This is a genomic window from Actinomadura rupiterrae (assembly GCF_024172125.1).
Taxonomy (GTDB): domain Bacteria; phylum Actinomycetota; class Actinomycetes; order Streptosporangiales; family Streptosporangiaceae; genus Spirillospora; species Spirillospora rupiterrae.
Map to the genome: position 1 here is coordinate 977,640 of NZ_JAMZEA010000001.1, position 24,292 is coordinate 1,001,931.

A 24,292-nucleotide genomic window follows, 5' to 3' on the forward strand; every position below is an offset into this window, starting at 1 on the left:
GTGGTCAGAGGACGGCGTCGAGGACGCGCGCGGCGGCGTGGCCGTCGTCGTGCGGGCAGTACCGGTCGCGGAAGCCCGCGTACCGCTCGGCGTACGCCGCGGGGACGTCGTCCAGGGCGCGGAGGGCGTCGGTCAGGTCGTCCTGGGTGCGGAGGAGCGGTCCCGGGGCCTCGGCCTCCAGGTCGAAGTAGAAGCCGCGCACCCGCTCGCGGTAGCGCTCCAGGTCGTAGGCGTAGAGCAGGATCGGCGCGCCGGTGACCGCGAAGTCGAACATGGCGGACGAGTAGTCCGTGACCAGCGCGTCCGCGATCAGGTAAAGCTCCGCGATGTCCGGGTAGGCGGAGACGTCGAGGACCGTCCCGTCAGCGGGGACGGGCGCCCGGTCGGCGACGAGGTAGTGCGTGCGCAGCAGCAGGACGTGGTCGGGGCCGAGCGCGGCCGACAGCCGCGCCAGGTCGAGCGCGGGCCGGTACGCGAGCCTGCCGCGCCCGGTCTGCACGTCGTCCCGCCAGGTCGGCGCGTACAGGACGACCCGCTTGCCGGCCGGGACGCCCAGCCGGAACCGCACCACGTCGGCCATCTGCCCGCGGTGCGCGCTGGCGAGGATGTCGTTGCGCGGGTAGCCGGTGACGAGCACCTCCCCGGCGTAGTCGAACGCGCGGCGGAAGTGCGGCACGGAGTACTCGTTCTGCGCGAGCAGCACGTCCCATTGCGGGACGTCGTGCTCCATCCAGACGCGCTTCCCGCCGCGCCGGTGCGGCATGTCCATGACGTCCCAGCCGAGGCGCTTGAGCGGCGTGCCGTGCCAGCACTGCACGTAGGTCTGGCCGCGGCGCTTGGCGAACCACTCGGCCTGCGACCAGTTCCCGAACAGGTAGCGCGCGCGGGCGACGGCCTCGTAGTGCTCGCGGCTCCCCGCCAGGACGGTCCGGGCCCCGGCGGGCGTGCCGAAGTCGCCGTTCCGGGTCACCCAGACGCAGTCGAGGCCGCTGCCGCGGCGGCGCAGCTCGTCGTAGAGGCCGCGCGGGTTGCAGGAGTACTGGCGTCCCCGGTACGAGTCGAAAAGGGCCAGGTCGAGAACGGGTTCGGCGCGCTTGGCCGGGTACTCGCGGCGCTGGATCAACGCCTGCCGGTAGGGGCCGCGCTCGTCGTCGGCCAAGGCCGTCCGGACGCGAAGGGTGACGCTGCCGTTCCGGCTCGCCCGGACCGTCACCTCGTGGCGTCCGGTGGTGCGCGGGCCGGGGAGACCGGCGGCGGCGCGGCGCTCGGCCAGCAGCGGACGGTCGTCCGCGAGCAGCTCCCAGCGGCCCGGGACGAGCGGGCGGTCGAGGCCGAGCCACCGCATCCGGCGCGGCGCGAGCGTCCCGACGAACAGCGGGCCCTGCCAGGTCAGCGGCACCTCGTACCGCTCCCCCGACTCCGGCCGCCGGACGGTCAGGGCGTCCGTGCGGGTGTCGGGGTCGGCGCAGGTCCCGGCGAGGTGCAGGGTGCCGTCCGCGTGCCAGAGCGCCTCGGTCAGGACGAGATGGGCCGCGCGCGTGATCCCGCAGAGGTTGCCGGCATGCGTCACGGTCAGCGCGAACTCGGTGCCGCGCAGGGCGTACCGGGCCTCCGGGACCTCGGCCGGGAAGGCGAGCTTCAGCCCGCCCGTGATCCCGAACGTCCAGTCGGCCCGGACGGCGGTGAGGTCGGCGAGCGGGAGCAGCGCGCGGAACGCGACGCCGCCGCCCTCGGCCGCGCCGAGCCGCTCGACCTTCCCGCGCACCTTCGCGACGCCGCGCGCGGTCGCGGTCAGCCACGCCTTCGCGCCCGGATCGCGGGCCAGCACCCCCCGGATCTCCAGGTTCCGCCCGCTCCGGGCGTGTCCCGTCAGGACGGCATCGTTCGCCCGGACGCGCAGCAGCTGGCGGCCGTCCACCGCGACCGTCTGGAGCCGAACGGACGGGGACAGCTCGCGGTCGAGCGGCCAGCGCTCGCCCGTCCTCGGCGGCGCGAGCGTCCGCCGGCGGTGCACGCCCCGGGTGGCGATGTCGACGCACAGCCTCCAGTCGCCGGTGCGCCAGCGGCCGAGCAGCTTCAGCGCGTCCGGGTCGATCTCGGCGGTGAAGCCCGAGGCGTCGTAGGACACCGCGGACTGCCCCGACGCGGCGGTCACATCGGGCCGCCGAACGCGCTTCACTGGGACGCGCACCAGGCCGAGGCGGCGGCTCGCGAGCAGCCAGAGCCGGATCCGGCCGCCCTCTGCGTCCAGCATCGGGATGTACGCGTGGCCCTCGATGCGCAGCCGGTCCCCGGCCCAGACGGCGCGGTCGACGCGCGCGACCGGCCGCATCTCGTCGGTCACGTCGTACACGTGCGCGGGGACGGCGAGCGACGCGTCCTCGAAGTACGGGTGCGCGGCGAACCAGCGGCCGCGCCGCCCGCGCCGCACCACCCGGACGTTCGCGGCGTCGCCCGCCTCCTCGTAGCGGACGACCTCGACCAGCTCAGCGGTCAGGCCGCGCGCGAGCAGGTGCAGCTTGAGCCGCGCCAGCGCGGGCAGCCGGGCAGGCACGGACGGGTCGAGCCGTCCGGCGACCTCCGCGCCGAGCGCGGTCAGCTCGGCGCGCTCCGCCTCGTCCGCGCGGACGAGCCGGGACATCAACCCGGCAAGCTCGACCCTCGCGAGCACGTGCTCGTCGAAGGCCCGAACGGCCTCCGGCGCCTCACAGGTCAGAAAGTCGCGATCAGCACCGGCCGCCGCCACCCGCTCCGCCACTCCACCCTCGCGCGGGCTCGTGTCGCGGGTGCTGGTGTCGCGGGGGGACGGGGTGTTCACGACGTCGATGGCCTCGGCCAGGGCCAGCGCGCGGACGGCGAGGGAGCGCTCGCCCTTGGCGGAGGCCAGGTCGCAGCCGTCCCAGAAGGCGCGGCGGAACACCTTGCCGCTGAGCGAGAGGTCGTGCAGCAGGAGGGGGTTGCGCGCGAGGGTCGTCCGGTCGGCGGGGACGGGTCCGGGCGCGACGAGGTCGGAGCCGCTGCCGACGGTGCCGCGGCGGTCGAGCGCGGCCACCAGATCGGCGTAGAACCCGGCGGGGACGGCCTCCTCGGCGTCCGCGAAGGCGAGCAGCTCGCCGGACGCGGCGGCGACCCCCGCGTCCCGGGCCGCGTCCAGGCCCCGGGGCGGCTGCTCGACCAGCCGGAACCGGACGTCCCGGACGGCCGCCTCCTTCGCCACGACCCCGCCCGCGTCGGTCGAGCCGTCGTCCACCATCACGACCTCGAGGTCGCGAAGCCGCTGGTCGGCCAGCGACACCAGGCAAGCGCCCAGGCGCTCCTCGGCGTTGCGGAACGGGACGACGACGCTGAGCTTCGGGGACATGCACTCCAGCATGGTCACGCTTGGTGAGCGGCCACACCGGGATCGTGAATGCCAGAACGCCTCCTGACCCAGTCTTGACCCGCCCCTGGTTCTGCCGAACCCCGCGGTTATGCCTTCGCGTCGCGGCAGCGCCCTTCGCGTCAGACGGCAGTGCCCTTCGCGTCAGGCGGCGGCGTGCAGGCCGGGCCATTCCTTGGCGACGGCTTCGCGGAGCGCCTCGGCGAGCGCCTCGAAGTCGTCCGCGCGCGGGGAGGTGGCGCGGTAGCCGAGCCCGATCCGCCGGGACGGCGCGGGCGCGGCGAAGCGGTGCTCGGCGAGGCCGGGCGCGCGGCGGGTCTCGACCGGCAGCGCGGTCTCCGGGACGAGCGTCACGCCGAGCCCGCCCGCGACGAGCTGCACCAGCGTGGACAGGCTCGTCGCGTAGGTCGCCGACCCGGCCCGCGCGCCGACCTCGCGGCACACGTCCAGGGCCTGGTCGCGCAGGCAGTGGCCCTCGTTGAGCAGGATCACGTCCAGCTCGTTCAGGGTGCCGCGCTCGACCCGCGGCGGCAGGTCCATCGCGGCGGGCGCGACGAGCGCGAAGTCCTCGTCGTAGAGCGTGAGTTCGGTCACCCCCGTCGCCGGGACGGGCAGCGCGAGCACGATCACGTCGAGCCGCCCGGCGAGCAGCTCGCCGGTGATCTCGCCGGTCTGCTCCTCGTGCACCGACAGCTCCAGCTCGGGAAAGCGTTCGGCCAGGTGGGGCAGCACGACCGGGAGCAGGTACGGGGCGACGGTCGGGATAACGCCGAGCCGCAGCGGCCCGACCAGCGGGCCGCGCACCGCCTCCACGTCCTCGACCAGCCGGTCCAGCTCGGCGAGGACGGTCTCGGCGCGGCGCGCCACCCGCTCGCCCGCGGGTGTCAGCAGGACGCGCCGTGTCGTACGCTCCACCAGCTGCGTGTTCAGCGTCTCCTCCAGCGCGGCGACCGACCCGGACAGCGCGGGCTGGCTCATCCGCAGCGCCGCCGCCGCGTCCCGGAAGTGCAGGTACTCGGCGAGCGCCAGGAACGCGCGCAGCTGGGCCACGGTCGGACGGCTGATAGCCAACTCCTATCACTCGATCACCACTGATCCGATTTCTCTTTTCACCGTACCTGGTGCACGCTGGTCACCGTCGGCCGGCGGGGGGCGTGCCGAACCCTGCTCCCCGCGCGCTGACCTGCCCGGACGTGTCCCGCTTCACCCGGACCGTCCCTCCGGAGTCGCAACCAAAGGAGCCTTGCGTGCTTACCGTCGGAGACCAGTTCCCCGAGTACGAGCTGACCGCCTGCGTGTCGCTCGACGCCGACAACGCCTTCGAGACGATCAACCACAAGTCCTACGAGGGCAAGTGGCGCGTGGTGTTCTTCTGGCCGAAGGACTTCACTTTCATCTGTCCGACCGAGATCGCCGAGTTCGGCCGCCTCAACGAGGAGTTCGCCGACCGCGACGCCCAGGTGCTCGGCGCGTCCGTCGACAACGAGTTCGTCCACTTCGCGTGGCGCAAGGACCACCCGGACCTGCGCGAGCTGCCGTTCCCGATGCTGTCGGACCTGAACCGCGAGCTGACCTCCGCGCTCGGCATCCTCACCGAGGACGGCGTCGCCCAGCGCGCCACCTTCATCGTGGACCCGAACAACGAGATCCAGTTCTCGATGGTCACCGCCGGCTCGGTCGGCCGCAACGTCAAGGAGGTCCTGCGGGTCCTCGACGCGCTGCAGAGCGACGAGCTGTGCCCCTGCAACTGGAACAAGGGCGAGGCCACGCTGGACGCCGCCAGCCTGATGGCGAACGCCTGACCACCAGCCTGACCGCCGCGTGACGCGCGGCACCCGTGGATGCGGCCGGTCGCGGACGACCGCGGCCGGCCGCCGCCGTCCCGAAAGGAACCCGAGATGAGCGTCGACGCGCTGAAGGCCGCCCTCCCCGACTACGCCAAGGACACCAAGCTGAACCTCGGCTCGGTGACCACCACCTCGTCGCTCTCCGAGCAGCAGCTGTGGGGCACGGTGCTCGCCTCCGCGCTCGCGAGCCGCAACGCCCAGGTCGTGCGCGAGATCGCCGACGACGCCGCCGACTACCTGTCGGCCGAGGCGTTCGCCGCGGCCAAGGCCGCCGCGTCCATCATGGCGATGAACAACATCTACTACCGCGCCACGCACCTGCTCAGCGACGACACCTACGAGACGCTGCGCGCGGGCCTGCGGATGAACGTCATCGGCAAGCCGGGCGTCGAGAAGACCGACTTCGAGCTGTGGTGCCTCGCCGTCTCGGCCATCAACGGCTGCGGCAAGTGCCTGGACTCGCACGAGAAGGTGCTCCGCGACGCGGGCATGCCGCGCGAGCAGATCCAGGAGGCGCTGAAGATCGCCGCCGTCGTGCACGCCGCCGCCCTCACCCTGGAGGCCGAGGAAGCCCTGGCCCCCGCCACGGTCTGACTCCCCCGGCGCGCCACGCGGCCGAAGAAGGTGAAGTCCTTCGGCTTGAAGAAGACGACGCGCCACCTGATCGCCTCCCGAGGGCACCACGTGAGCGCTCCTTGAGGGCGCCGCGCGAACACACGACCGCGCCCGAGCCGTCAGGCTCGGGCGCGGTCGTTCGCTTTCAGTGGGGTGAGGTCACTCCCACTCGATGGTGCCGGGGGGCTTGCTGGTGATGTCCACGACGACGCGGTTGACCTCGCGGACCTCGTTGGTGATCCGGGTGGAGATCCGGGACAGCACGTCGTAGGGCAGCCGGGCCCAGTCGGCGGTCATGGCGTCCTCGCTGGTGACGGGGCGCAGCACGACCGGGTGGCCGTAGGTGCGGCCGTCGCCCTGGACGCCGACCGAGCGGACGTCGGCGAGCAGCACCACCGGGAACTGCCAGATCTCCCGGTCCAGGCCGGCGCGGGTCAGCTCTTCGCGGGCGATCGCGTCCGCCTCGCGGAGGATCTCCAGACGCTCGCGGGTGACCGAGCCGATGATCCGGATGCCCAGGCCCGGGCCCGGGAACGGCTGCCGCCAGACGATCTCGGCGGGCAGGCCGAGCTGCTCGCCGAGCGCGCGGACCTCGTCCTTGAACAGCGTGCGCAGCGGCTCGACCAGGGTGAACTGGAGGTCCTCCGGGAGGCCGCCGACGTTGTGGTGCGACTTGATGTTCGCCGCGCCGGTGCCGCCGCCCGACTCCACCACGTCCGGGTACAGGGTGCCCTGGACGAGGAACTCGACCGCCTCGGCGGAGGTGCCGACGATCTCCCGCGCGGCCTCCTCGAACACCCGGATGAACTCGCGGCCGATGATCTTGCGCTTGGTCTCCGGGTCGGTGACGCCGTCGAGCGCGTCCAGGAACCGGTCCTGCGCGTCCACGACGTGCAGGTTCACGCCGGTGGCGGCGACGAAGTCCTTCTCGACCTGCTCGGCCTCGCCCTTGCGCAGCAGCCCGTGGTCGACGAACACGCAGGTCAGCTGGGAGCCGATGGCGCGCTGCACGAGCGCCGCCGCGACCGCCGAGTCCACCCCGCCGGACAGCCCGCAGATCGCCCGCTTGTCCCCGACCGCCGCGCGGACCTCCTCGATCGCCTCCTCGGCGATGTTGACCATGGTCCAGCCGGGCCGGCAGCCCGCGCCCTCGTACAGGAACCGGCGCAGCACCTCCATGCCGTGCTCGGTGTGCAGCACCTCGGGGTGGAACTGCACGCCGAACAGCCCGCGCTCCCGGTCCTCCATGCCCGCGACCGGCGTGACCTCGGTGGACGCGGTGACCGTGAAGCCCTCCGGCGCGCGCGACACGAAGTCGCGGTGCGACATCCACACCGCCTGCCGCTCGGGCATGTCCGCGAACAGCATGCCCGGCGTGGCCACCGCGATCTCCGCGCCGCCGTACTCGGCGACCTCGGAGTTGGCGACCGTGCCGCCGAGCGCCTGCGCCATCACCTGGTGGCCGTAGCAGATCCCCAGCGTCGGGACGCCCAGCTCGAACAGCCCGTCCGGCGCGGCGGGCGCGCCCTCCTCGTACACCGAGGCCGGGCCGCCGGACAGGATGATCGCCTTCGGCTTCTTCGCGAGCATCTCCGCCGCCGGCATGGTCGACGGGACGATCTCGGAGAACACATGGCACTCGCGGACGCGCCGCGCGATCAGCTGCGCGTACTGCGCGCCGAAGTCGACGACGAGAACGGTGTCAAAGGACTGGTCTACTGCCACGGGCAGCGCCTTTCGCGGGACGGACGAGGCGGAGGACCTCCAGTTTAGGGGCCCGCTGCCTGCGCTGATGCCCCGACCCGGCATGGCGGTCGGCACAGCCGGGGACACGCGCCGGACCGGCGGTCGGCACAGCCGGGGACACGCGCCGGACCGGCGGTCGGCACAGCGGGCGACACGCGCCGGGCCGGCGGTCGACACACCCGCCGGCACGCGCCGGGGCCGGTGGCGGCCACGCTCCGCCCCTGTCCGGTAACGGACGGGTTCGAATGGCCCGCCCTCCGGACACACCAGGCCACGCTCTGATACCTGTTGACGACACAACGTGGCCACACCTGGCCGTCCCGCCAAGGAGATCCGTGAAGTCCCTGCTCGCCACCGTCCTCCTAGCCGCCGCTCCCGCCCTGCCCGTCGCGTCCGCACCACCCGTCCCGTCCGGCCGAACCGCCGCGCCGCCTCCGAACGCATGCGCCACGTCCGGATCCAGTGCGACACAAGTCCAAGCCGGGGGCGACGGGGCGCCGCGTCCGGCGCCGGGCACCGCCAAGCCCGGACGAACCGTCAAGCCCGGACGAGTCGTGGCCCTGCGGGACGGGGAGGACGCGCGGATCGTGCCCGGGTCCGGCGCCGTCGAGCGGAACGTGGCGGCTCCCGGCGAGGCCGCCACGGTCGAAAGCCAGCTGAACGGGCTGCTCGCGCGGCTGGGCATCCCGCTGAACGTCCTGCAGAGCCCGTCCCCGGTGCCCGGCACGGGAGACGAGCGCGAGTCGCTGGCCCGGCACGTGCGCATCCCGGTCTACTTCCACGTGCTGCACCACGGGAAGGCCGGCAACATCCCCGACACGCTCGTCCGCAAGCAGGTCGCGGTGCTGAACGCGGCCTACGGCGGGAGGCTCGGCGGAGCCGACACCGGGTTCTCGTTCGTGCTCAAGCAGATCAGCCGCTCCGACAACGGGTCCTGGTACTCCAACCCCGAGGGCACCGAAGGCCAGTACAAGCCGCGGCTCCACCGCGGCGGCGCGACCGCGCTCAACCTCTACAGCGCCGACATGGGCGACGACCTGCTCGGCTGGTCGACGTTCCCGTGGAAGTACCGGGGCGCGCCGAAGATGGACGGTGTGGTCATCCACTTCGGCAGCATGCCGGGTGGCTCGATCGCCCACTTCAACCGCGGGTTCAGCGCCGTCCACGAGACCGGGCACTGGCTCGGCCTGCTGCACCCGTTCGAGGGCGGCTGCACGGGACGCGGCGACTACGTGGGCGACACGCCGCCCGAGCGCGAGGCCAGCAACGGCTGCCCGACCGGCAAGGACACCTGCCCGGCACGCGGCCTGGACCCGATCCACAACTTCATGGACTACTCCTGGGACTCCTGCATGCGCCAGTTCACGCGCGGCCAGGGCGTCCGCGCCCACAAGACCTTCACGGCCTACCGAACCTGAGCCGCGCCCGCCACGGGAGTGCCGTGAGGGCGCGGGTCAAGGGGCCGGGATCAGGCGTGCTGCGGCACGTCGTCCTTCAGCATCCCCCGGATCTGCTCGCGCAGCTCCGGGCTGCGGGTGTGCCCGTGGACGGAGACCGCGTGGTCGACGGCCGCGTCCAGGACCTCACCCTCCTCGCCGGAGATCGTCAGCGTGCAGTCCATCTCGCTCGGGAAGTCTCTGCAATCGGCTACCTTGCGCATATCTGCCTCTCCCCGCCGCCATTTGGATCAGCGGACGGGCGGCGGTGGCTACATGTCCCCGCGCAGGGCGATTCCGGCCGCTCCGCCGGAGCGTCGCCCCCGGGGCCGGTCACCTCCCATGATAAAACCGCAGGTCAGCAGCCACAAGGGGGGTCCGGGCGGGGGCGGGCCGCGGTGATCGTCAGGTGATGTCGACGATGGGCAGGCGCAGGGCGGCCGGGGCGCTCGCGGGGACGGCCGGGTTCTTCGGGCTCACCGCCGGGACGCGCTTGTAGGGGGTGCCGAGGGCCGGGCGCTGGTCGTCCTCGCCCTTGTTCGGCCACAGCGACATCGCGCGCTCGGCCTGGGCGGTGATGGTCAGCGACGGGTTCACGCCGAGGTTCGCCGAGATCGCCGAGCCGTCCACGATGTGCAGGCCGGGGTGGCCGTAGACGCGGTGGTACGGGTCGATCACGCCGGTCTCGGCCGAGTCCCCGATCACGCAGCCGCCGAGGAAGTGCGCGGTCATCGGGATGTCGAACAGGTCGCCCCACGAGCCGCCCGCGATCCCGCCGATCTCCTCGGCCAGCTCGCGCGCGGCGGTGTGGCCCTCCGGGATCCAGGTCGGGTTCGGCTCGCCGTGTCCGGCCTCGGCGCGGACGTCCCAGCCGAGCGGGCCGCGCTTGGGCCGGAGCGTGATCGAGTTGTCCCGGGTCTGCATGACCAGGGCGATGACCGTCCGCTCCGACCAGTGCCGCACGTCGAGGAGCTGGATCAGGTCGCCCGGGCGCTTGCGCGCCTCGCGCAGGAACTTCAGGAACCGCGGCTTGTGCTTCTCGCCGGGCCGGTCGCCGTCCACCAGCAGCGTCTGGAGCGACGCCATCAGGTTCGAGCCCTTCCCGTACCGGACGGGCTCGATGTGCGTGTCGGACGTCGGGTGGAAGGACGAGGTGATCGCCACACCGCGGGAGAAGTCCGCGCCGGGGTGCCCGTTGCGGCGTCCCGCGCCGAGGATCGCCTCGGAGTTCGTCCGGGTGAGGTGGCCGAGCCGGTCGGACAGGCCGGGGAGGCGGCCGGTGGTCTTGAGCTTGTGCAGGAGCTTCTGCGTACCGTACGTCCCGGCGGCGAACACGACCTGCCCGGCGGTGAGGGTCTTGCGGTCGCGGCCGAACGAGCCCGTCCGCACGATCTCCACCGAGTACCCGCCGCCGGTCAGCGGCGTGACCTGCGCGACGCGGCTGAGCGGCATGATCCGCGCACCCGCCTTCTCGGCGAGGTACAGGTAGTTCTCGGTGAGCATGTTCTTGGCGCCGTGCCGGCAGCCGACCATGCACTCGCCGCACTCGGTGCAGCCGCGCCGCTCGGGGCCCGCGCCGCCGAAGTACGGGTCGGCGGACGCGCGGCCCGGGCCGTCCCCGAAGAACACGCCGACCGGCGTCCGGACGAAGGTGTCGCCCTTGCCCATCCGCTCGGCGACGCTGCGCATCACCTTGTCGGCATCGGTGATCGTCGGGTTCTGGACGACCCCGAGCATCCGCTTCGCCTGGTCGTAGTAGGGCGCGAGCTCGGCCTGCCAGTCGGTGATGTGCGCCCACTGCCGGTCGCGGAAGAACGGCTCCGGCGGGACGTAGAGGGTGTTGGCATAGTTCAGCGACCCGCCGCCGACCCCGGCGCCCGCGAGCACCATGACCCGGCTCGCCTTGCGGCCCCGGACGAGGTGGATGCGCTGCATCCCGGTGAGCCCGAGCGCGGGCGCCCAGATGTACCGGGACACGCGCCAGTTGGTCTTCGGCAGGCCCGGGTGCCGCGACCCGGCGCCCTTCCCGCCGCCGCTCTGGCCGGTGTCGAAGCGGCGGCCCGCCTCGATCACACCGACCTTGTAGCCCTTCTCGGTCAGCCGCAGCGCGGTCACGCTGCCGCCGAACCCCGACCCGATGACCAGGACGTCGTAGTCGTGCATCGCCCGCGCCCGTCCCGTCTACTTGATCCGGAGCTTCTTCATGACCTTGACGCTGTTCGCCAGCAGGTCGGCGAACGTGTCGTAGCCGAGGCCGCCCGGAGGTTCGAGGTCCATCCAGTGCTGGCTGGCGACCGTCTGCGGCTCGGTGAACTTCAGCAGGCCCTCGGAACCGTGCCGGCGGCCGACTCCGGACTGCTTGAAGCCGCCCATGGGCGCGTCGTAGGAGATGAACGCGGCGCCGTAGCCGTCGTTCACGTTCACGGTGCCGGCCTGGATGCGGGCGGCGATCCGGCGGCCGCGCGCGGTGTCCTTCGTCCAGACGGACGCGTTGAGCCCGTACGGGGTGTCGTTCGCGCGGTCGATGACCTCGTCCACGTCGGAGTACTTGTAGACCGACACGACCGGGCCGAACGTCTCGCTGGCGCACAGGTCCATGTCGGTGGTGACGCCGGTGAGGACGGTCGGCTCGTAGAACAGCGGGCCGACGTCCGGCCGCGCCTTCCCGCCCGCGAGGACCGTCGCGCCGGCCTTGACGGCCTGGTCGACATGCGCGGTGACGTTGTCGAGCTGCCGCTGGAAGGTCAGCGACCCCATGGACGCCTTGAAGTCCAGGCCGGTGCCCAGCTCCATGCCCTTGACCAGCTCGACGAAGCGCGGGACGAACCGGTCGTAGACCGCCTCGTGCACGTAGAGGCGCTCGATCGAGATGCACAGCTGCCCGGCGTTGGTGAAGCACGCCCGGACGGCGCCGCGGGCGGCGCGCTCGACGTCCGCGTCGTCCAGGACGATCATCGGGTTCTTGCCGCCGAGCTCCAGCGAGTACGACACCAGCCGCGGCGCGACGCGCTCGGCGATCGCCTTGCCGCCGCGGGTGGACCCGGTGAACGAGACGTAGTCGGCGGCGTCCAGCAGCGGATCGCCGATCTCCGCCGGGTCGCCGATCACGACCTGCCACAGGTCGCGCGGCAGGCCGAGCGAGACCAGCAGGTCCAGCACCCAGAGGCTGGACAGGCAGGTCTGGGTGTCCGGCTTGTGGATGACGGCGTTCCCGGCCAGCAGCGCCGGGACGATGTCGGACGCGCCGAGCGAGAACGGGTAGTTCCACGGCGAGATGAGCGCGACGACGCCCTTCGGGTGGCGCAGCTCCTGCACGCGCGTGAGGCCGGGCATCGTGCTGCGGCGGCGCTGCGGCTTCAGCAGCTTCTCCGCGCGGCGGGCGTAGTGCAGCGAGCAGAGCGCGACGTCGAGGAACTCCTCCATCGCGTGCCGCCGGGCCTTGCCGGTCTCCAGCTGGATGATGTCGAGGATCTCCGAGCGGCGCGCCACCAGCGCGTCCGGCAGGGCGAGGAACGGCTTGACGCGGTCCCGGACGGGCAGCGCGGCCCACTCCTTCTGGACGCGCCGGGCCTTCTCGTACGCGCGCGCGACGTCGCCCGCCGTGGACAGCGGCAGAGTCGCGAGCGGCTCACCGGTGAAGGGTGTCGGGATGGTCGCCGTGGGCGAGCCCTCTCCGGACGCGATGTGCGAGGCCAGCCGGTCGATCTTCTGCTGCGGCAGCCGGTGCGCGGCCGCCCCCTGGGCGGGAACCGTCGGAGATGCCATGCCCGCCAGACTATGTCGGCGCCGCACCCGCTCGCTACCCACCAGTAACGACTTGCTTCCCGTGAATTGCCGCACATCTCACCCCCGGACGAACGGAACGTTCCAGGACGACCGGATCGCGCATTTGCCGAGACCCGGCCCGCCCCTTCGGTGTATGCCGGATTCAGGAGGAGAGACAGGCGCGTCGCCGTCGCGCCGCCCAGGCCGTCCGCTGCCGCCCGGCCGGGGCCCTGGCGGCAGCGTGCCCGAGGAGAGGGAACCCCACATGACGTTCACAGGCGGCGCACCCGACCAGGACGACGCGTCCGACCAGCCGCGGCCCCCCGCCCCCGCCGCACGGCCCCCGTCCGCCCGCCGGGCCCCCGCACCGGCCCCCGGCACCCACCCCCAGGAGGGCGACCACACCCCCGCCGGCCAGAACCGCCGCCACGCCCCCGCCCCGGGGCGGCATGAGCCTTCGGCGAGCGGGGAGGGTCCGCCCGTTCCGCGCGAGCGGTCCGGGCGGCGGGACGGCCCCGTCCCGCCGCGTGAACGGTCCACGCGGCGCGAGAAGCGCGAGCGGACACGGGCCGCGCTGCTGGAGGCGGCCGAGCGGCTGTGGGCCGAGCACGGCATCCACGGCGCGTCCCTGGACGACGTGGCGGCCGCCGCGGGACTGACCAAGGGCGCGGTCTACTCGAACTTCGCGGGCAAGACCGACCTGCTGCTCGCCCTGCTGGAGCACTACACGCGCGAACGCATCGGAACCGGCGCCTGCGCCGAGCTCCGGGACACCAGCCGTCCGCCGGAGGAGCGGTACCAGCGCGCGGGCCTCGCCTACCGGCGCCGCCTGGAGGGCGAGCAGGCGCGCCTGACCGGGCTGCTGCTGGTCGAGTTCTGGCTCTTCGGCATGCGCGACTACGCCGCGGGCTGGCGCATCGCCGACTGGTACGCCGAGTGCCGTGACAACCTCGCCGGCGAGCTCACCGACACAGGCGGAATCTCCCCGCGCGACCGCGCCACGCTGGCGATCGCGCTGGACGCCGGCCTGGCCTTCCAGCACCTGCTCGACCCCGACCGCGTCCCCGCCGACCTCTACGGCACCGCGATGCGCCTCATCCTCGGCGCCGACTGAGCGGACGCGAACGGCCCCGGCACCGCGTCACGATGCCGGGGCCGTTCGCCGTGCGTCAGTAGTCGTAGTCGGACGTGCCTTCAGGGGACGTGGGGACGTTGCCCTGGGACTGGACGCCCGGCATGATCCAGAGCTTGCCGCGCGCCGCGCCGAAGACCTTGGCGAAGTTGGCGGTGTACCGGGAGTAGGCCGAGCTGTCCATGAGGGCCAGCATGGCCTCGTCGTTGTGCCGCAGCGCGTCCACCGTGTAGCTGTGGCTGCCGGTGAGGATCAGGCGGTGCCGCTTCCCGTTGTAGTACCCGTCGATCAGCAGGTACTTCGAGTGGGCCTTGTTGGCCGACGACCCGGTGAAGTAGTGCACGTTCGCGCCGCCGTGGCGTCCGGGCTTCGCCAGGGCCTTCAGGGTGCTGGAGCTGAAGGTCGCGGCGACCACCTGGACGTCGCAGCCCTGGTCGTCCAGCCGGGCCAGGGCCTGCGCGACCTCGGTCCGGCTGAAGATGCCGCTGGACAGGCGGATCTTCGTCCCGCGCCAGCACTGCACGCGGTTCAGGACGTCCACGATCGGATCGCCGTTGGCCTTTGGGAAGAAGGAGACCGCCCGCTTACCGGACCACACCTGCCGGTAGAAGTTGCCGTTCGACCGGTGCTTGGCCAGCGCGTAGAAGTACCAGCGGTAGGCCCGGTAGAGCTTGCTGTCGACCAGCGTGTAGGCGTCGTTGTAGGTCGCGTACATGCCGCCGGTCGCGTTGCCGGACGTCTGGACGACCACGTTCCGCGAGTCGAACGTCCGCGAGAACGCGTAGAACTTGTTGTGGTTCTTGCCCCAGACGCCCTTGGCGGACGGCGCGATGCACCCGCGGTTCGCCGGGCAGAGCGTGATCCAGGACGACCGCTTCGTGCTCGTCCCGAGGTTGCGGGCCAGGTAGTTGTAGACGCCGCGCTTCTCGCCGAGCGAGTCGTGGTCGACGACGACGCGCACCTTGACCTTGCGCTTCTTGGCCGCGACCAGTTCCTTCGCCATGCCGGGCTCGCGCAGCCGGAACACCGCGACGTCGATCTCCGACTTCGGCGGCGCGTGCCGGATCAGGCTCTTGATGTAGAGGTCGAGCGCGCCGGCCTTGCGCTTGTCCTTGCTCGGCAGGTTGAAGCGCGGCCCCTGGGTGACGTAGACCCGCCGCCGCTTGGCGCTGGACACCTCGCCCGGCGTGGCCGCCGCGAGCCGCGCCCCGACCGCACCCGTCGCCGGATGCCCCGCGAGCAGCGGCGCGGTCCGCGCCGAAGCGGACGCACCGTCGGCGACGCTCACCGCGACCGCGACCGCCAGACCGCTCGATACCAGGGCGACACGCCGCAAGAGACTCCCCCGTCCCACCGAACACATGAGATCGGGACATTACCAACGTTTCGCGCCCCGGAAAATCCCTCAGAAGCGACAGTTTTTAGCACTCACCACCCCATTTCTCATCCATCCATGACAACAACGCCCTCACCCGCCTAGCGGCAGGTGAGGGCGTGGCGTTCGGACGGGTGCTGCGCAGGTTCGGACGGGTGCTGCGTGGGGTCCAGACGCGGCTAGGGGGCGGTCACGGGGACGATGTCGGGGGCGCCGCGGCGGCGCGCGTCGGCCTCCTGGTCGCCTTCCTGAGTCTGCGAGTCGCGCTCGGCCTCGATGCGCTTGCGGTAGTACTCGATCTCGCGGTCGCGCTGCCGCTTGGACCAGCCGAGGACGGGCGCCAGCAGGTCGGCGGCCTCCTGGGCGGCGCCGACACCGCGGTCCCAGGTCTCGATGGAGATCCGGGTGCGGCGGGCGAGCACGTCGTTCAGGTGCCGGGCGCCCTCGTGCGTGGCGGCGTAGATGATCTCGGCGCGCAGGTAGTCGTCCGCGCCGGCCAGCGGCTCGCCGAGGTCGGGCTTCTCGGCGATCAGCCGGAGCAGGTCGTCGGTCAGCGTGCCGTAGCGGTGCAGCAGGTGCTCGATCCGGGCGACGTGCAGGCCGGAGCGGGCCGCGAGGCGGTGCCGCGCGTTCCACATCGGGACGAACCCGTCCCCGCCGACCAGCGCGACCCGGTCGGTGCAGGACTCGGCGATCTTGCCGTCCAGGCCGTGCACCACGGCGTCGATCGCGTCCTTGGCCATCACCCGGTAGGTGGTGAACTTGCCGCCCGCCACCAGCACCAGGCCCGGCACCGGGTGCGCGACGACGTGCTCGCGCGACAGCTTGGACGTCTCGTCGGTCTCGCCGGTCAGCAGCGGCCGCAGGCCCGCGTACACGCCCTCCACGTCGTCGTGCGTGAGCGGCGTGGTCAGGACGGCGTTGACGTGGTCGAGGACGTAGTCGATGTCGGCCTTGGACGCGGCCGGGTGCGCGCGGTCCAGGTCCCAGGCGGTGTCGGTGGTGCCGATGATCCAGTGCCGTCCCCACGGGATGACGAACAGCACGGACTTCTCGGTGCGCAGGATGATCCCGGTGGCCGAGTGGATGCGGTCCTTCGGGACGACCAGGTGGATGCCCTTGGACGCCTTGACGTGGATCTGGCCGCGCCCGCCGACCAGCTCCTGGATGTCGTCGGTCCACACGCCGGTCGCGTTCACGACCTGCTTGCCGCGGACCTCGCCGGTGGTGCCGGTCTCCAGGTCGCGGATCTTCACGCCGGTGACCCGCTCGCCCTCCCGCAGGAAGCCGGTGACCTGCGTGCGCGAGGCGATCCGCGCGCCGTACTCGGCGGCCGTGCGCAGCACCGTCATCACGTAGCGGGCGTCGTCCATCTGGGCGTCCCAGTATTGGATCGCTCCAGTGAAAGCGTCCTTGCGCAGGGACGGCGCGAGCTTCTTAGCGCCGCGCCGGGTCAGGTGCCGGTGGTGGGGAACACCTCGGGAGAGGCCCATCTGCAACGACAGCAGGTCGTAGAGCGCCACGCCCGCGCCGAAGTAGCCGCGCTCCCAGACGTGGTGCGTGGTCGGCAGCAGGAACGGCACCGGCCGCACCAGGTGCGGCGCGATCTGCTGGAGCAGCAGGCTGCGCTCGGTCAGCGCCTCCCGGACCAGCTCGAAGTTGTACTGCTCCAGGTAGCGCAGCCCGCCGTGGATGAGCTTGGACGAGCGCGACGACGTGCCCGAGGCGAAGTCCCGCGCCTCGACCACCGCCACCGACAGCCCGCGGGTCGCGGCGTCCAGCGCCGCGCCCGCGCCGACGATGCCACCGCCGACCACCACGACGTCGTACTCGTCGCGGACCATCTCGTCCAGGGCCGCCGCGCGCTCGGCGGGCCCGAGCCGCGAGCTGCCCAGAGCGGTCACCGGTGATCCCGTCATGGACTCTCTCCCCCTTGGTTCACCCGTCGTCCGGAGCATTACCTACCCAACAGTAGGGAGCTCACCACCTGTGAACCACCACTTCCCCGAGTGTCAGGGGGCCCTTACCCCACCGGGGGCACGCGCCAGGGGATCCGCCCAGGTCAGTGGCCGTGCGGGGCGACGACCACCTGGACGCGCTGGAAGTCCTTCAGCTCGGTGTAACCGGCCGTCGCCATGGACCGGCGCAGGGCGCCGATGAGGTTCATGGAGCCGTCGGCCACGTGAGAAGGCCCATAGAGGATCTGCTCCAGCGTGCCGATCGTGCCGAGGTCCAGGCGGGTGCCGCGCGGGACGTCGCCGTGGTGCGCCTCGGAGCCCCAGTGGTAGCCGCGGCCCGGCGCCTCGGTGGAGCGGGCGAACGGCGAGCCGACCATGACCGCGTCGGAGCCGCAGGCGAACGCCTTGGCGATCTCCCCGGAGTTGGTCATGCCGCCGTCCGCGATGACGTGCACGTAGCGGCCGCCCGACTCGTCCATGTAGTCGCGGCGCGCGGCGGCGACGTCGGCCACCGCGGTCGCCATCGGGACGGCCACGCCGAGGACGGTCCGGGTGGTGTGCCCCGAGCCGCCGCCGAAGCCGACCAGCACGCCCGCCGCGCCCGTCCGCATCAGGTGCAGGGCGGCGGTGTAGGTGGAGCAGCCGCCCACGATGACCGGGACGTCCAGGTCGTAGATGAACTGCTTGAGGTTCAGCGGCTCGGCGCGCCCGGACACGTGCTCGGCCGAGACCGTGGTGCCGCGGATGACGAACAGGTCCACACCCGCGTCGATCACGGCCTTGTGGAACTGCGCGGTGCGCTGCGGGGACAGCCGCGCCGCGACCGTCACGCCCGCCTCCCGGACCTCGGCGATCCGGCGGCCGATCAGCTCCTCCTTGATCGGCGCGGAGTAGATCTCCTGCAGCCGCTGGGTGGCGCGGACGTCGTCCAGCGAGGCGATCTCGGCGAGCAGCGGCTCGGGGCTCTCGTACCGGGTCCACAGCCCTTCGAGGTCGAGCACGGCCAAGCCGCCGAGGCGGCCGACCGCGATCGCCGTCGCGGGCGACACGACGCTGTCCATCGGCGCCACGACCAGCGGCATCTCGAACCGGTAGGCGTCGATCTGCCAGGCGACGCTGACCTCCTCGGGGTCGCGCGTCCGGCGGGACGGCACGATCCCGATCTCGTCGAACGCGTAGGCCCGGCGGCCGCTCTTGCCCCGGCCGATCTCCACCTCAGCAGCCACAGCGCTTCCTTTTCCCCAGTCGTGGTGTCGCTTCGCGGCGCCCGCCGGAAGGGCGGGCGCCACGGTCTACGGCATTCCCCGCGAGACCGGAGAACACGCCCGTGAGACTACCGCCGGTCAGCGGCCCTGGTAGTTCGGGGCCTCCACGGTCATCTGGATGTCGTGCGGGTGGCTCTCCCGCAGGCCGGCGCTGGAGATGCGCATCAGCTGGCCGCGCTCCTGGAGCTCGGGGATGGTGCGGGTGCCCGCGTACCACATCGACTGGTGCAGGCCGCCGACGAGCTGGTGCGCGACGTTGGCGAGCGGGCCGCGGTAGGGCACCTGGCCCTCGACGCCCTCGGGGATCAGCTTCTCCTCGGACGACACGTCCGCCTGGGCGTACCGGTCCTTGGAGTAGGAGCCGCCGCGCTCGCGGTTGCGCATCGCGCCGAGCGAGCCCATGCCCCGGTACGACTTGTACTGCTTGCCGTGCACGAAGATCAGCTCGCCGGGCGACTCCTCGATGCCCGCGAGCAGGCTGCCGAGCATGACCGTGTCGGCGCCCGCGACGAGCGCCTTGGCGATGTCGCCGGAGTACTGGATGCCGCCGTCGCCGATCACCGGGACGCCGGCCTCCTTGGCCGCCCGGGCCGCCTCGAAGATGGCGGTGAGCTGCGGGACGCCGACCCCGGCGACCACGCGGGTGGTACAGATCGAGCCCGGCCCGACGCCGACCTTCACCGCGTCCGCGCCCGCCTCGACCAGGGCCTTCGCGCCCGCGTAGGTCGCGATGTTGCCGCCGACGACCTGCACCTGCGGCGCGCCCGCCTTGATCGCGGCGATCGTGTCGGCGACGCCCTTGGAGTGGCCGTGCGCGGTGTCGACGATGACGACGTCGGTGCCCGCCTCGATCAGCGCCTCCGCGCGGCGCACCGCGTCCTCGCCGACGCCTACCGCGGCGGCGACCAGCAGCCGGCCCTCGGCGTCCTTGCTGGACACCGGGTACTGCTCGCTCTTGGTGAAGTCCTTGACCGTGATCAGGCCGCGCAGCCGGTTCTGGTCGTCCACCAGCGGCAGCTTCTCGATCTTGTTGGTGGCCAGCAGCCGGAACGCCTCGTCCTTGGCCACGTCCACCGGCGCGGTGACCAGCGGCATCGCCGTCATCACCTCGCGGACGGGCCGGGACAGGTCGGTCTCGAAGCGCATGTCGCGGTTGGTCACGATGCCGACCAGCACGCCGCGCACGTCGGTCACCGGGACGCCGGAGATCCGGTACCGGGCGCACATCGCCTCGACGTCGGCGAGCGTGGCGTCCGGCAGGCAGGTCACCGGGTTGGTGATCATCCCGGCCTCGGACCGCTTGACCTTGTCCGCCTCGGTCGCCTGCTCCTCGATCGACATGTTGCGGTGCAGCACGCCGATGCCGCCCTGGCGGGCCATCGCGACCGCGGTGCGCGCCTCGGTGACGGTGTCCATCGCGGCCGACACCAGCGGGATGCGCAGCGAGATGTCGCGGGTCAGCCGGGTCGTGGTGTCGGCCTCGCCGGGCTGCATGTCCGAATAGCCCGGCAGCAGCAGCACGTCGTCGAAGGTCAGCCCTGTCGGGAGGAACTTGGCGGGCTCTGCTGCGGGGTTCATCACTGGCTCCTTGCGCGGTATCCGACCAGGTCACGGCGTCACTCGGGGTCACGGCGGTGCCTCCATGGTAGGGCGTGCCGTTCCGCCGCCCCGCCCTTTCCCGGCATGCCGGACGTGGTTTTCGCGACACGGCCGCCGCGACACCGATTACGGAGTGCAACGGCGGCGCCGATCCGCGCATTCCCTTGCGGGACGGGGCCTCCCGCGCGTCCGGGAGGTGACCGGCCGTAGGCGTTCGCGCACAGAGGAGACCGGGGGGTGCACCTCGGCGGGGGTGGAGCAGTAGCGTGGAGTCGTGCACGACGATGCCCCGCTCGACCCGTTCGCCGGCGACCCGGAGGATCCGGCCGCCTCGCTCGGCGATCCCGGGGAGGACGTCGCTCCGCTCAGCGTGGCGGAGCGTGAGGACGTGCTCGCCGACCTCGCCGACCTGGAGGTCTTCCGCGCCCTGCTGGAGCCGCTCGGCGTCCGCGGCCTGACCGTGGACTGCGGCGACTGCGGCAAGATCCACTACATCGACTGGGACCTGCTGCACGGCAACCTGCGCCACCTGCTGGACGAGGGCCTGCCGCGGGTGCACGAGCCCGCCCTGGCCCCCGACCCGGTCGACTACGTCAGCTGGGAGTACGCCCGCGGCTACGTGGACGGCGTGATCGACAGCGAAGAGGGCAACTCCTGACCCCTCCCGCTAGGAGTGCGGACGGTCGTCCCGGTACTGGTCGATCCGCTGCTCGGCGCGCCTGCGGATCTCGTCCAGGCGGCGCCGCGTCTCCTCCACCGGGTCGTCCTGCTTCGCGGGCTGCCGCTGCGGACGGCCGTGCAGGAGGTCTTCCAACCGCTTCTTGAGCTGCTGCTCAAGGTCCGGCGTCTTGCGCGGCGAAGGCGAACCGGTCCCGGACGCGCCCGGCTTGCCCGAACCTGGCTTCCCCTTGTGCGGACGCGTCGGAGGCGTCCCCGGCGGCCGTCCGGCGGACGGATGGGGCAGCGCGGACTTCTCCTCCTTGGCCGACCTGCCCTCGCGGGACGGTCCGGGCTTCCCGGCGGACCTCGCCGCGGGCGCGGCCGACGGCGTCTCGACGAGCCCGCCTCCCGCCGCGGCGACACCGGTCGTGGCCAGCACCGCGCCCGCCACACCAAGCGCCACGATCGTCCGCGGCCCACGCCGCGACGGCCCACCGCCCTGCTGCTGCGGGACGTCCGCATCACCGTCCCGATGGTCCGGGGGCACGTCGGCGGGGAGAAGGTCCATGTCAGCGGAGCGGTGCGCGTCCGCCTCGCCTTGAAGCCGGGGCCGGACGGGAGCGGACGGGCGGGTCAGTCCCTCGTCCACGTCCGCGATCAGGGCGCCGAGCAGGCCGAGCGCCGGGTCGGCCGGGAGGTGCGGGAGGTGCGGAGCCGGGGGCGGCGGGGAACCGGCGACGGCGCGGGCCGCGAGGGCCTCGATCAGCGCGTCGGTGCGGTACAGCGCGGGCAGGTCGGCCGAGCGGGCCGGGGCCTCCCGGCCGGCGGACTCGCTCGGGTCCGGGGCGCCGCGGCTCCGGTCCGTCAAGCGATCGACTCCTCTCGTGCCATCGCCCGCAGCCGGGCGAGGGCGCGGTGCTGGGCGACGCGGACCGCCCCCGCGGACATGCCGAGCACGTTGCCGGTCTCCTCCGCCGACAGCCCGGCCACCACCCGCAGCAGCACCAGCTCGCGCTGGTGGTCGGGGAGCCGGGTGAGCAGGTCGCGGGCGCGCTGCGCCTCGATGTAGCGGACGACCGTCTCCTCGGGGCCGGGGCCCTCGTCCGGGCCGTCCGGCAGGTCCTCGGTGGGGACGGCGGCGCGGACCGCGCTGCGCAGCGCGTCGGCGATCTTGTGCGCGGCGATGCCGAACACGAACGAGGCGAACGGGCGCCCCATGTCGCGGTAGCGCGGCAGCGCCGACAGCACCGCGATGCAGACCTCCTGCGCCACGTCGTCGGCGATGTGGTACTGCCCGGACACCCGGCCGAGCCGGGCCCGGCAGTAGCGCACGACCATCGGCCGCACCTCGGCGATCAGCACCTCGATCGCGGCCGGGTCGCCCTGCACGGCGAGGCTGGTCAGCTCGCGCAGGTCCCCGTCCGGCGGTCCGGCGGGACGCGGCACCCGCCCCGGGACGGGCCGCAGCACCCGCCCCTCGTGCCCGCCGTCGGCGGGCGCCGGCGGCGCCGGACCCCCCGAGGGTTCGGTAGCGCGCGCGGTCGTCGTCCCGGCGAAGCATCCCTCGGTCACGTAGAGCATGATGCCCAGCGTCCCCGGACCTGTCTCCACTGTCCACGGCAACGGAATGGTCACAGTGCACGGACGACCCGCCCGAATGCCACGAAACGCGGTCACCCGACCCCGCCACGTAGCTCGGGCCTCCCCGCCTTTCCCCGGCCTCACATTGCTCAAACCAGACAAGCCATACCCACTCGAATACCCGGCCCGAAATCCCGGCGGTCCGGAAATGCGAAAGGCCCCCGTCCGGAGACGGGGGCCCGGCTTCCGCACTCACGCGCGGGAGGTTCGAACCGGATCAGTGACCGTGGCCGTGACCGTGTCCGTGGCCGCCCGCGGCGGGCTCTTCCTCTTCGGGCTTCTCGACGACGAGCGCCTCGGTGGTGAGGAGCATGCCGGCGATGGACGCAGCGTTGGTGACCGCGGAGCGGGTCACCTTGACCGGGTCGATGACGCCCTGGGCGACCAGGTCGCCGTACTCGCCGGTGGCGGCGTTGAAGCCGTGGCCGGTCTCCAGCTCCTGGACCTTGGAGACGACGACGTAGCCCTCGCGGCCCGCGTTCTCGGAGATCCAGCGGAGCGGCTCGACCAGCGCGCGGCGGACGGCCTCGGCGCCGGTGGCCTCGTCGCCGGACAGGCCGAGGTCCTCGAAGCCCTCCTTGGCGACGTGCACCAGGGCGGAGCCGCCGCCGGAGACGATGCCCTCCTCGATGGCCGCGCGGGTCGCCGAGATGGCGTCCTCCAGGCGGTGCTTCTTCTCCTTGAGCTCGACCTCGGTCGCGGCGCCGACGCGCAGCACGCACACGCCGCCGGACAGCTTGGCCAGGCGCTCCTGGAGCTTCTCGCGGTCCCAGTCGGAGTCGGAGTTCTCGATCTCGACCTTGATCTGGTTGACCCGGTCGGAGATCTCCTGCGCGCCGCCCGCGCCGTCCACGATGGTGGTGGAGTCCTTGTCCACCGTGATCCGGCGGGCGCGGCCGAGGTCCTCGATGCCGATGGAGTCGAGCTTCAGGCCGAGCGCCTCGGAGACGACCTGGCCGCCGGTGAGGACGGCCATGTCGCCGAGCATCGCCTTGCGGCGGTCGCCGAAGCCGGGGGCCTTCACCGCGACCGACAGGAAGGTGCCGCGGATCTTGTTGGCGACCAGCAGCGCCAGCGCCTCGCCCTCGACGTCCTCGGCCACCACCAGCAGCGGCTTCTTGGTCTGCGCGACCTTCTCGGCCAGCGGCAGGAACTCCTGCACGTTGCCGATCTTGCCGTCGACGATGAGCACGTAGGCGTCCTCCAGGACGGCCTCCATGCGCTCGGCGTCGGTGACCATGTGCGGCGACAGGTAGCCCTTGTCGAACTGGAGGCCCTCGGTGAACTCCAGCTCCAGGCCGAAGGTGTGCGCCTCCTCGACCGTGATGACGCCGTCCTTGCCGACCTTCTCGAACGCCTCGGCGATCAGCTCGCCGATCTTGGCGTCCTGCGCGGAGATGGTCGCGACGTGCGCGATCTCGCCCTTCTCCTCCACCTCGCGGGCGGACTTGAGGAGCTTGTCCGAGACGTACTGGGCGGCGGCGTCCATGCCGCGCTTCAGCGACAGCGGGGAGGCGCCGGCCGCGACGTTGCGCAGGCCCTCGCGCACGAGCGCCTGGGCGAGCACGGTCGCGGTGGTGGTGCCGTCGCCGGCGATGTCGTTGGTCTTGGTCGCCACTTCCTTGGCGAGCTGGGCCCCGAGGTTCTCGTAGGGGTCCTCCAGCTCCACCTCGCGGGCGATGGTGACGCCGTCGTTGGTGATGGTCGGCGCGCCGAACTTCTTGTCGATGACGACGTTGCGGCCGCGCGGGCCGATCGTCACCTTGACGGCGTCCGCGAGAGCGTTGACGCCGCGCTCAAGAGCCCGGCGAGCGTCCTCGTCGAATTCCAGGATCTTCGCCATGCGGTGTTTCTCCTCTATCAAGCGCGCCGCC

The 24,292-nt window shown here is 72.5% G+C and carries 18 protein-coding genes; 5 read left to right on the plus strand and 13 right to left on the minus strand.

What is annotated here, in order from left to right; all coding sequences use genetic code 11:
• Positions 1-4: 4 nt before the first annotated feature.
• Both FHU30_RS04325 and FHU30_RS04330 read right to left on the minus strand, forming a co-directional pair.
• Entirely contained in the window at positions 5-3,361 is a 3,357-nt protein-coding gene (locus FHU30_RS04325; protein WP_253871740.1) for a bifunctional glycosyltransferase/CDP-glycerol:glycerophosphate glycerophosphotransferase, read from the minus strand.
• A 162-nt stretch (positions 3,362-3,523) separates the two neighbouring features.
• Complete coding sequence (locus FHU30_RS04330) at positions 3,524-4,450, minus strand: LysR substrate-binding domain-containing protein (RefSeq protein ID WP_253871743.1); 927 nt, start codon at positions 4,448-4,450, stop codon at positions 3,524-3,526.
• Between the two features lie 176 nt (positions 4,451-4,626).
• Here FHU30_RS04330 and FHU30_RS04335 point away from each other — a divergent pair, with 176 nt between their 5' ends.
• The gene (locus tag FHU30_RS04335; protein WP_253871746.1) at positions 4,627-5,181 is read left to right on the plus strand and encodes a peroxiredoxin; all 555 of its coding nucleotides are present in this window, start codon (positions 4,627-4,629) and stop codon (positions 5,179-5,181) included.
• A 96-nt stretch (positions 5,182-5,277) separates the two neighbouring features.
• Complete coding sequence (gene ahpD / locus FHU30_RS04340) at positions 5,278-5,820, plus strand: alkylhydroperoxidase, AhpD family (RefSeq protein WP_253871749.1); 543 nt, start codon at positions 5,278-5,280, stop codon at positions 5,818-5,820.
• Positions 5,821-6,000: 180 nt separating this feature from the next.
• On the opposite strand, the gene guaA is transcribed toward ahpD, so the two are convergent.
• Complete coding sequence (gene guaA, locus FHU30_RS04345) at positions 6,001-7,566, minus strand: glutamine-hydrolyzing GMP synthase (RefSeq protein ID WP_372503839.1); 1,566 nt, start codon at positions 7,564-7,566, stop codon at positions 6,001-6,003.
• 356 nt (positions 7,567-7,922) lie between these two features.
• Between guaA and FHU30_RS04350 the strand changes: the two genes are divergently transcribed.
• The gene (locus tag FHU30_RS04350; RefSeq protein WP_253871751.1) at positions 7,923-9,005 is read left to right on the plus strand and encodes a zinc metalloprotease; all 1,083 of its coding nucleotides are present in this window, start codon (positions 7,923-7,925) and stop codon (positions 9,003-9,005) included.
• 50 nt (positions 9,006-9,055) lie between these two features.
• On the opposite strand, the gene FHU30_RS04355 is transcribed toward FHU30_RS04350, so the two are convergent.
• From FHU30_RS04355 to FHU30_RS04365, 3 genes are all read right to left on the minus strand, one after another.
• The gene (locus tag FHU30_RS04355) at positions 9,056-9,247 is read right to left on the minus strand and encodes a DUF1059 domain-containing protein (RefSeq protein WP_253871753.1); all 192 of its coding nucleotides are present in this window, start codon (positions 9,245-9,247) and stop codon (positions 9,056-9,058) included.
• A 181-nt stretch (positions 9,248-9,428) separates the two neighbouring features.
• Complete coding sequence (locus FHU30_RS04360) at positions 9,429-11,186, minus strand: FAD-dependent oxidoreductase (RefSeq protein ID WP_253871756.1); 1,758 nt, start codon at positions 11,184-11,186, stop codon at positions 9,429-9,431.
• A gap of 18 nt (positions 11,187-11,204) precedes the next feature.
• Positions 11,205-12,788, minus strand: a complete 1,584-nt coding sequence (locus tag FHU30_RS04365; protein WP_253871764.1) for a succinic semialdehyde dehydrogenase — start codon at positions 12,786-12,788, stop codon at positions 11,205-11,207.
• Between the two features lie 265 nt (positions 12,789-13,053).
• On the opposite strand from FHU30_RS04365, the gene FHU30_RS04370 reads away from it, so the two are divergent.
• Entirely contained in the window at positions 13,054-13,902 is an 849-nt protein-coding gene (locus FHU30_RS04370; protein WP_253871767.1) for a TetR/AcrR family transcriptional regulator, read from the plus strand.
• Positions 13,903-13,957: 55 nt separating this feature from the next.
• Here FHU30_RS04370 and FHU30_RS04375 read toward each other — a convergent pair whose 3' ends face one another.
• The 4 genes from FHU30_RS04375 to guaB form a co-directional block, all read right to left on the minus strand.
• Positions 13,958-15,256, minus strand: coding sequence for a phospholipase D-like domain-containing protein (locus tag FHU30_RS04375; protein WP_253871768.1), 1,299 nt, complete (start codon positions 15,254-15,256; stop codon positions 13,958-13,960).
• Between the two features lie 218 nt (positions 15,257-15,474).
• Positions 15,475-17,214, minus strand: coding sequence for a glycerol-3-phosphate dehydrogenase (glpD, locus tag FHU30_RS04380; RefSeq protein ID WP_253871770.1), 1,740 nt, complete (start codon positions 17,212-17,214; stop codon positions 15,475-15,477).
• Positions 17,215-17,357: 143 nt separating this feature from the next.
• Positions 17,358-18,467 (minus strand): GuaB3 family IMP dehydrogenase-related protein, encoded by a 1,110-nt coding sequence (locus FHU30_RS04385; RefSeq protein ID WP_253871926.1) that lies wholly within the window; start codon positions 18,465-18,467, stop codon positions 17,358-17,360.
• Positions 18,468-18,596: 129 nt separating this feature from the next.
• Positions 18,597-20,096 (minus strand): IMP dehydrogenase, encoded by a 1,500-nt coding sequence (gene guaB / locus FHU30_RS04390; protein ID WP_253871771.1) that lies wholly within the window; start codon positions 20,094-20,096, stop codon positions 18,597-18,599.
• A gap of 295 nt (positions 20,097-20,391) precedes the next feature.
• Here guaB and FHU30_RS04395 point away from each other — a divergent pair, with 295 nt between their 5' ends.
• Positions 20,392-20,775 carry a DUF5319 domain-containing protein gene (locus tag FHU30_RS04395; protein WP_026415270.1) on the plus strand — a complete coding sequence of 128 codons (384 nt, stop codon included), beginning with the start codon at positions 20,392-20,394 and terminating at the stop codon, positions 20,773-20,775.
• A 9-nt stretch (positions 20,776-20,784) separates the two neighbouring features.
• Here the strand turns inward: FHU30_RS04395 and FHU30_RS04400 are convergent, their stop codons facing one another.
• From FHU30_RS04400 to groL, 3 genes are all read right to left on the minus strand, one after another.
• Complete coding sequence (locus tag FHU30_RS04400; RefSeq protein ID WP_253871773.1) at positions 20,785-21,645, minus strand: hypothetical protein; 861 nt, start codon at positions 21,643-21,645, stop codon at positions 20,785-20,787.
• Positions 21,642-22,358 carry a sigma-70 family RNA polymerase sigma factor gene (locus tag FHU30_RS04405; RefSeq protein WP_301322563.1) on the minus strand — a complete coding sequence of 239 codons (717 nt, stop codon included), beginning with the start codon at positions 22,356-22,358 and terminating at the stop codon, positions 21,642-21,644. Before FHU30_RS04405 ends, FHU30_RS04400 begins: the two co-directional genes overlap by 4 nt.
• 277 nt (positions 22,359-22,635) lie before the next feature.
• Positions 22,636-24,261: a chaperonin GroEL gene (gene groL, locus FHU30_RS04410; protein WP_253871775.1), complete on the minus strand. Its 1,626-nt coding sequence runs from the start codon at positions 24,259-24,261 to the stop codon at positions 22,636-22,638.
• Positions 24,262-24,292: the final 31 nt, after the last annotated feature.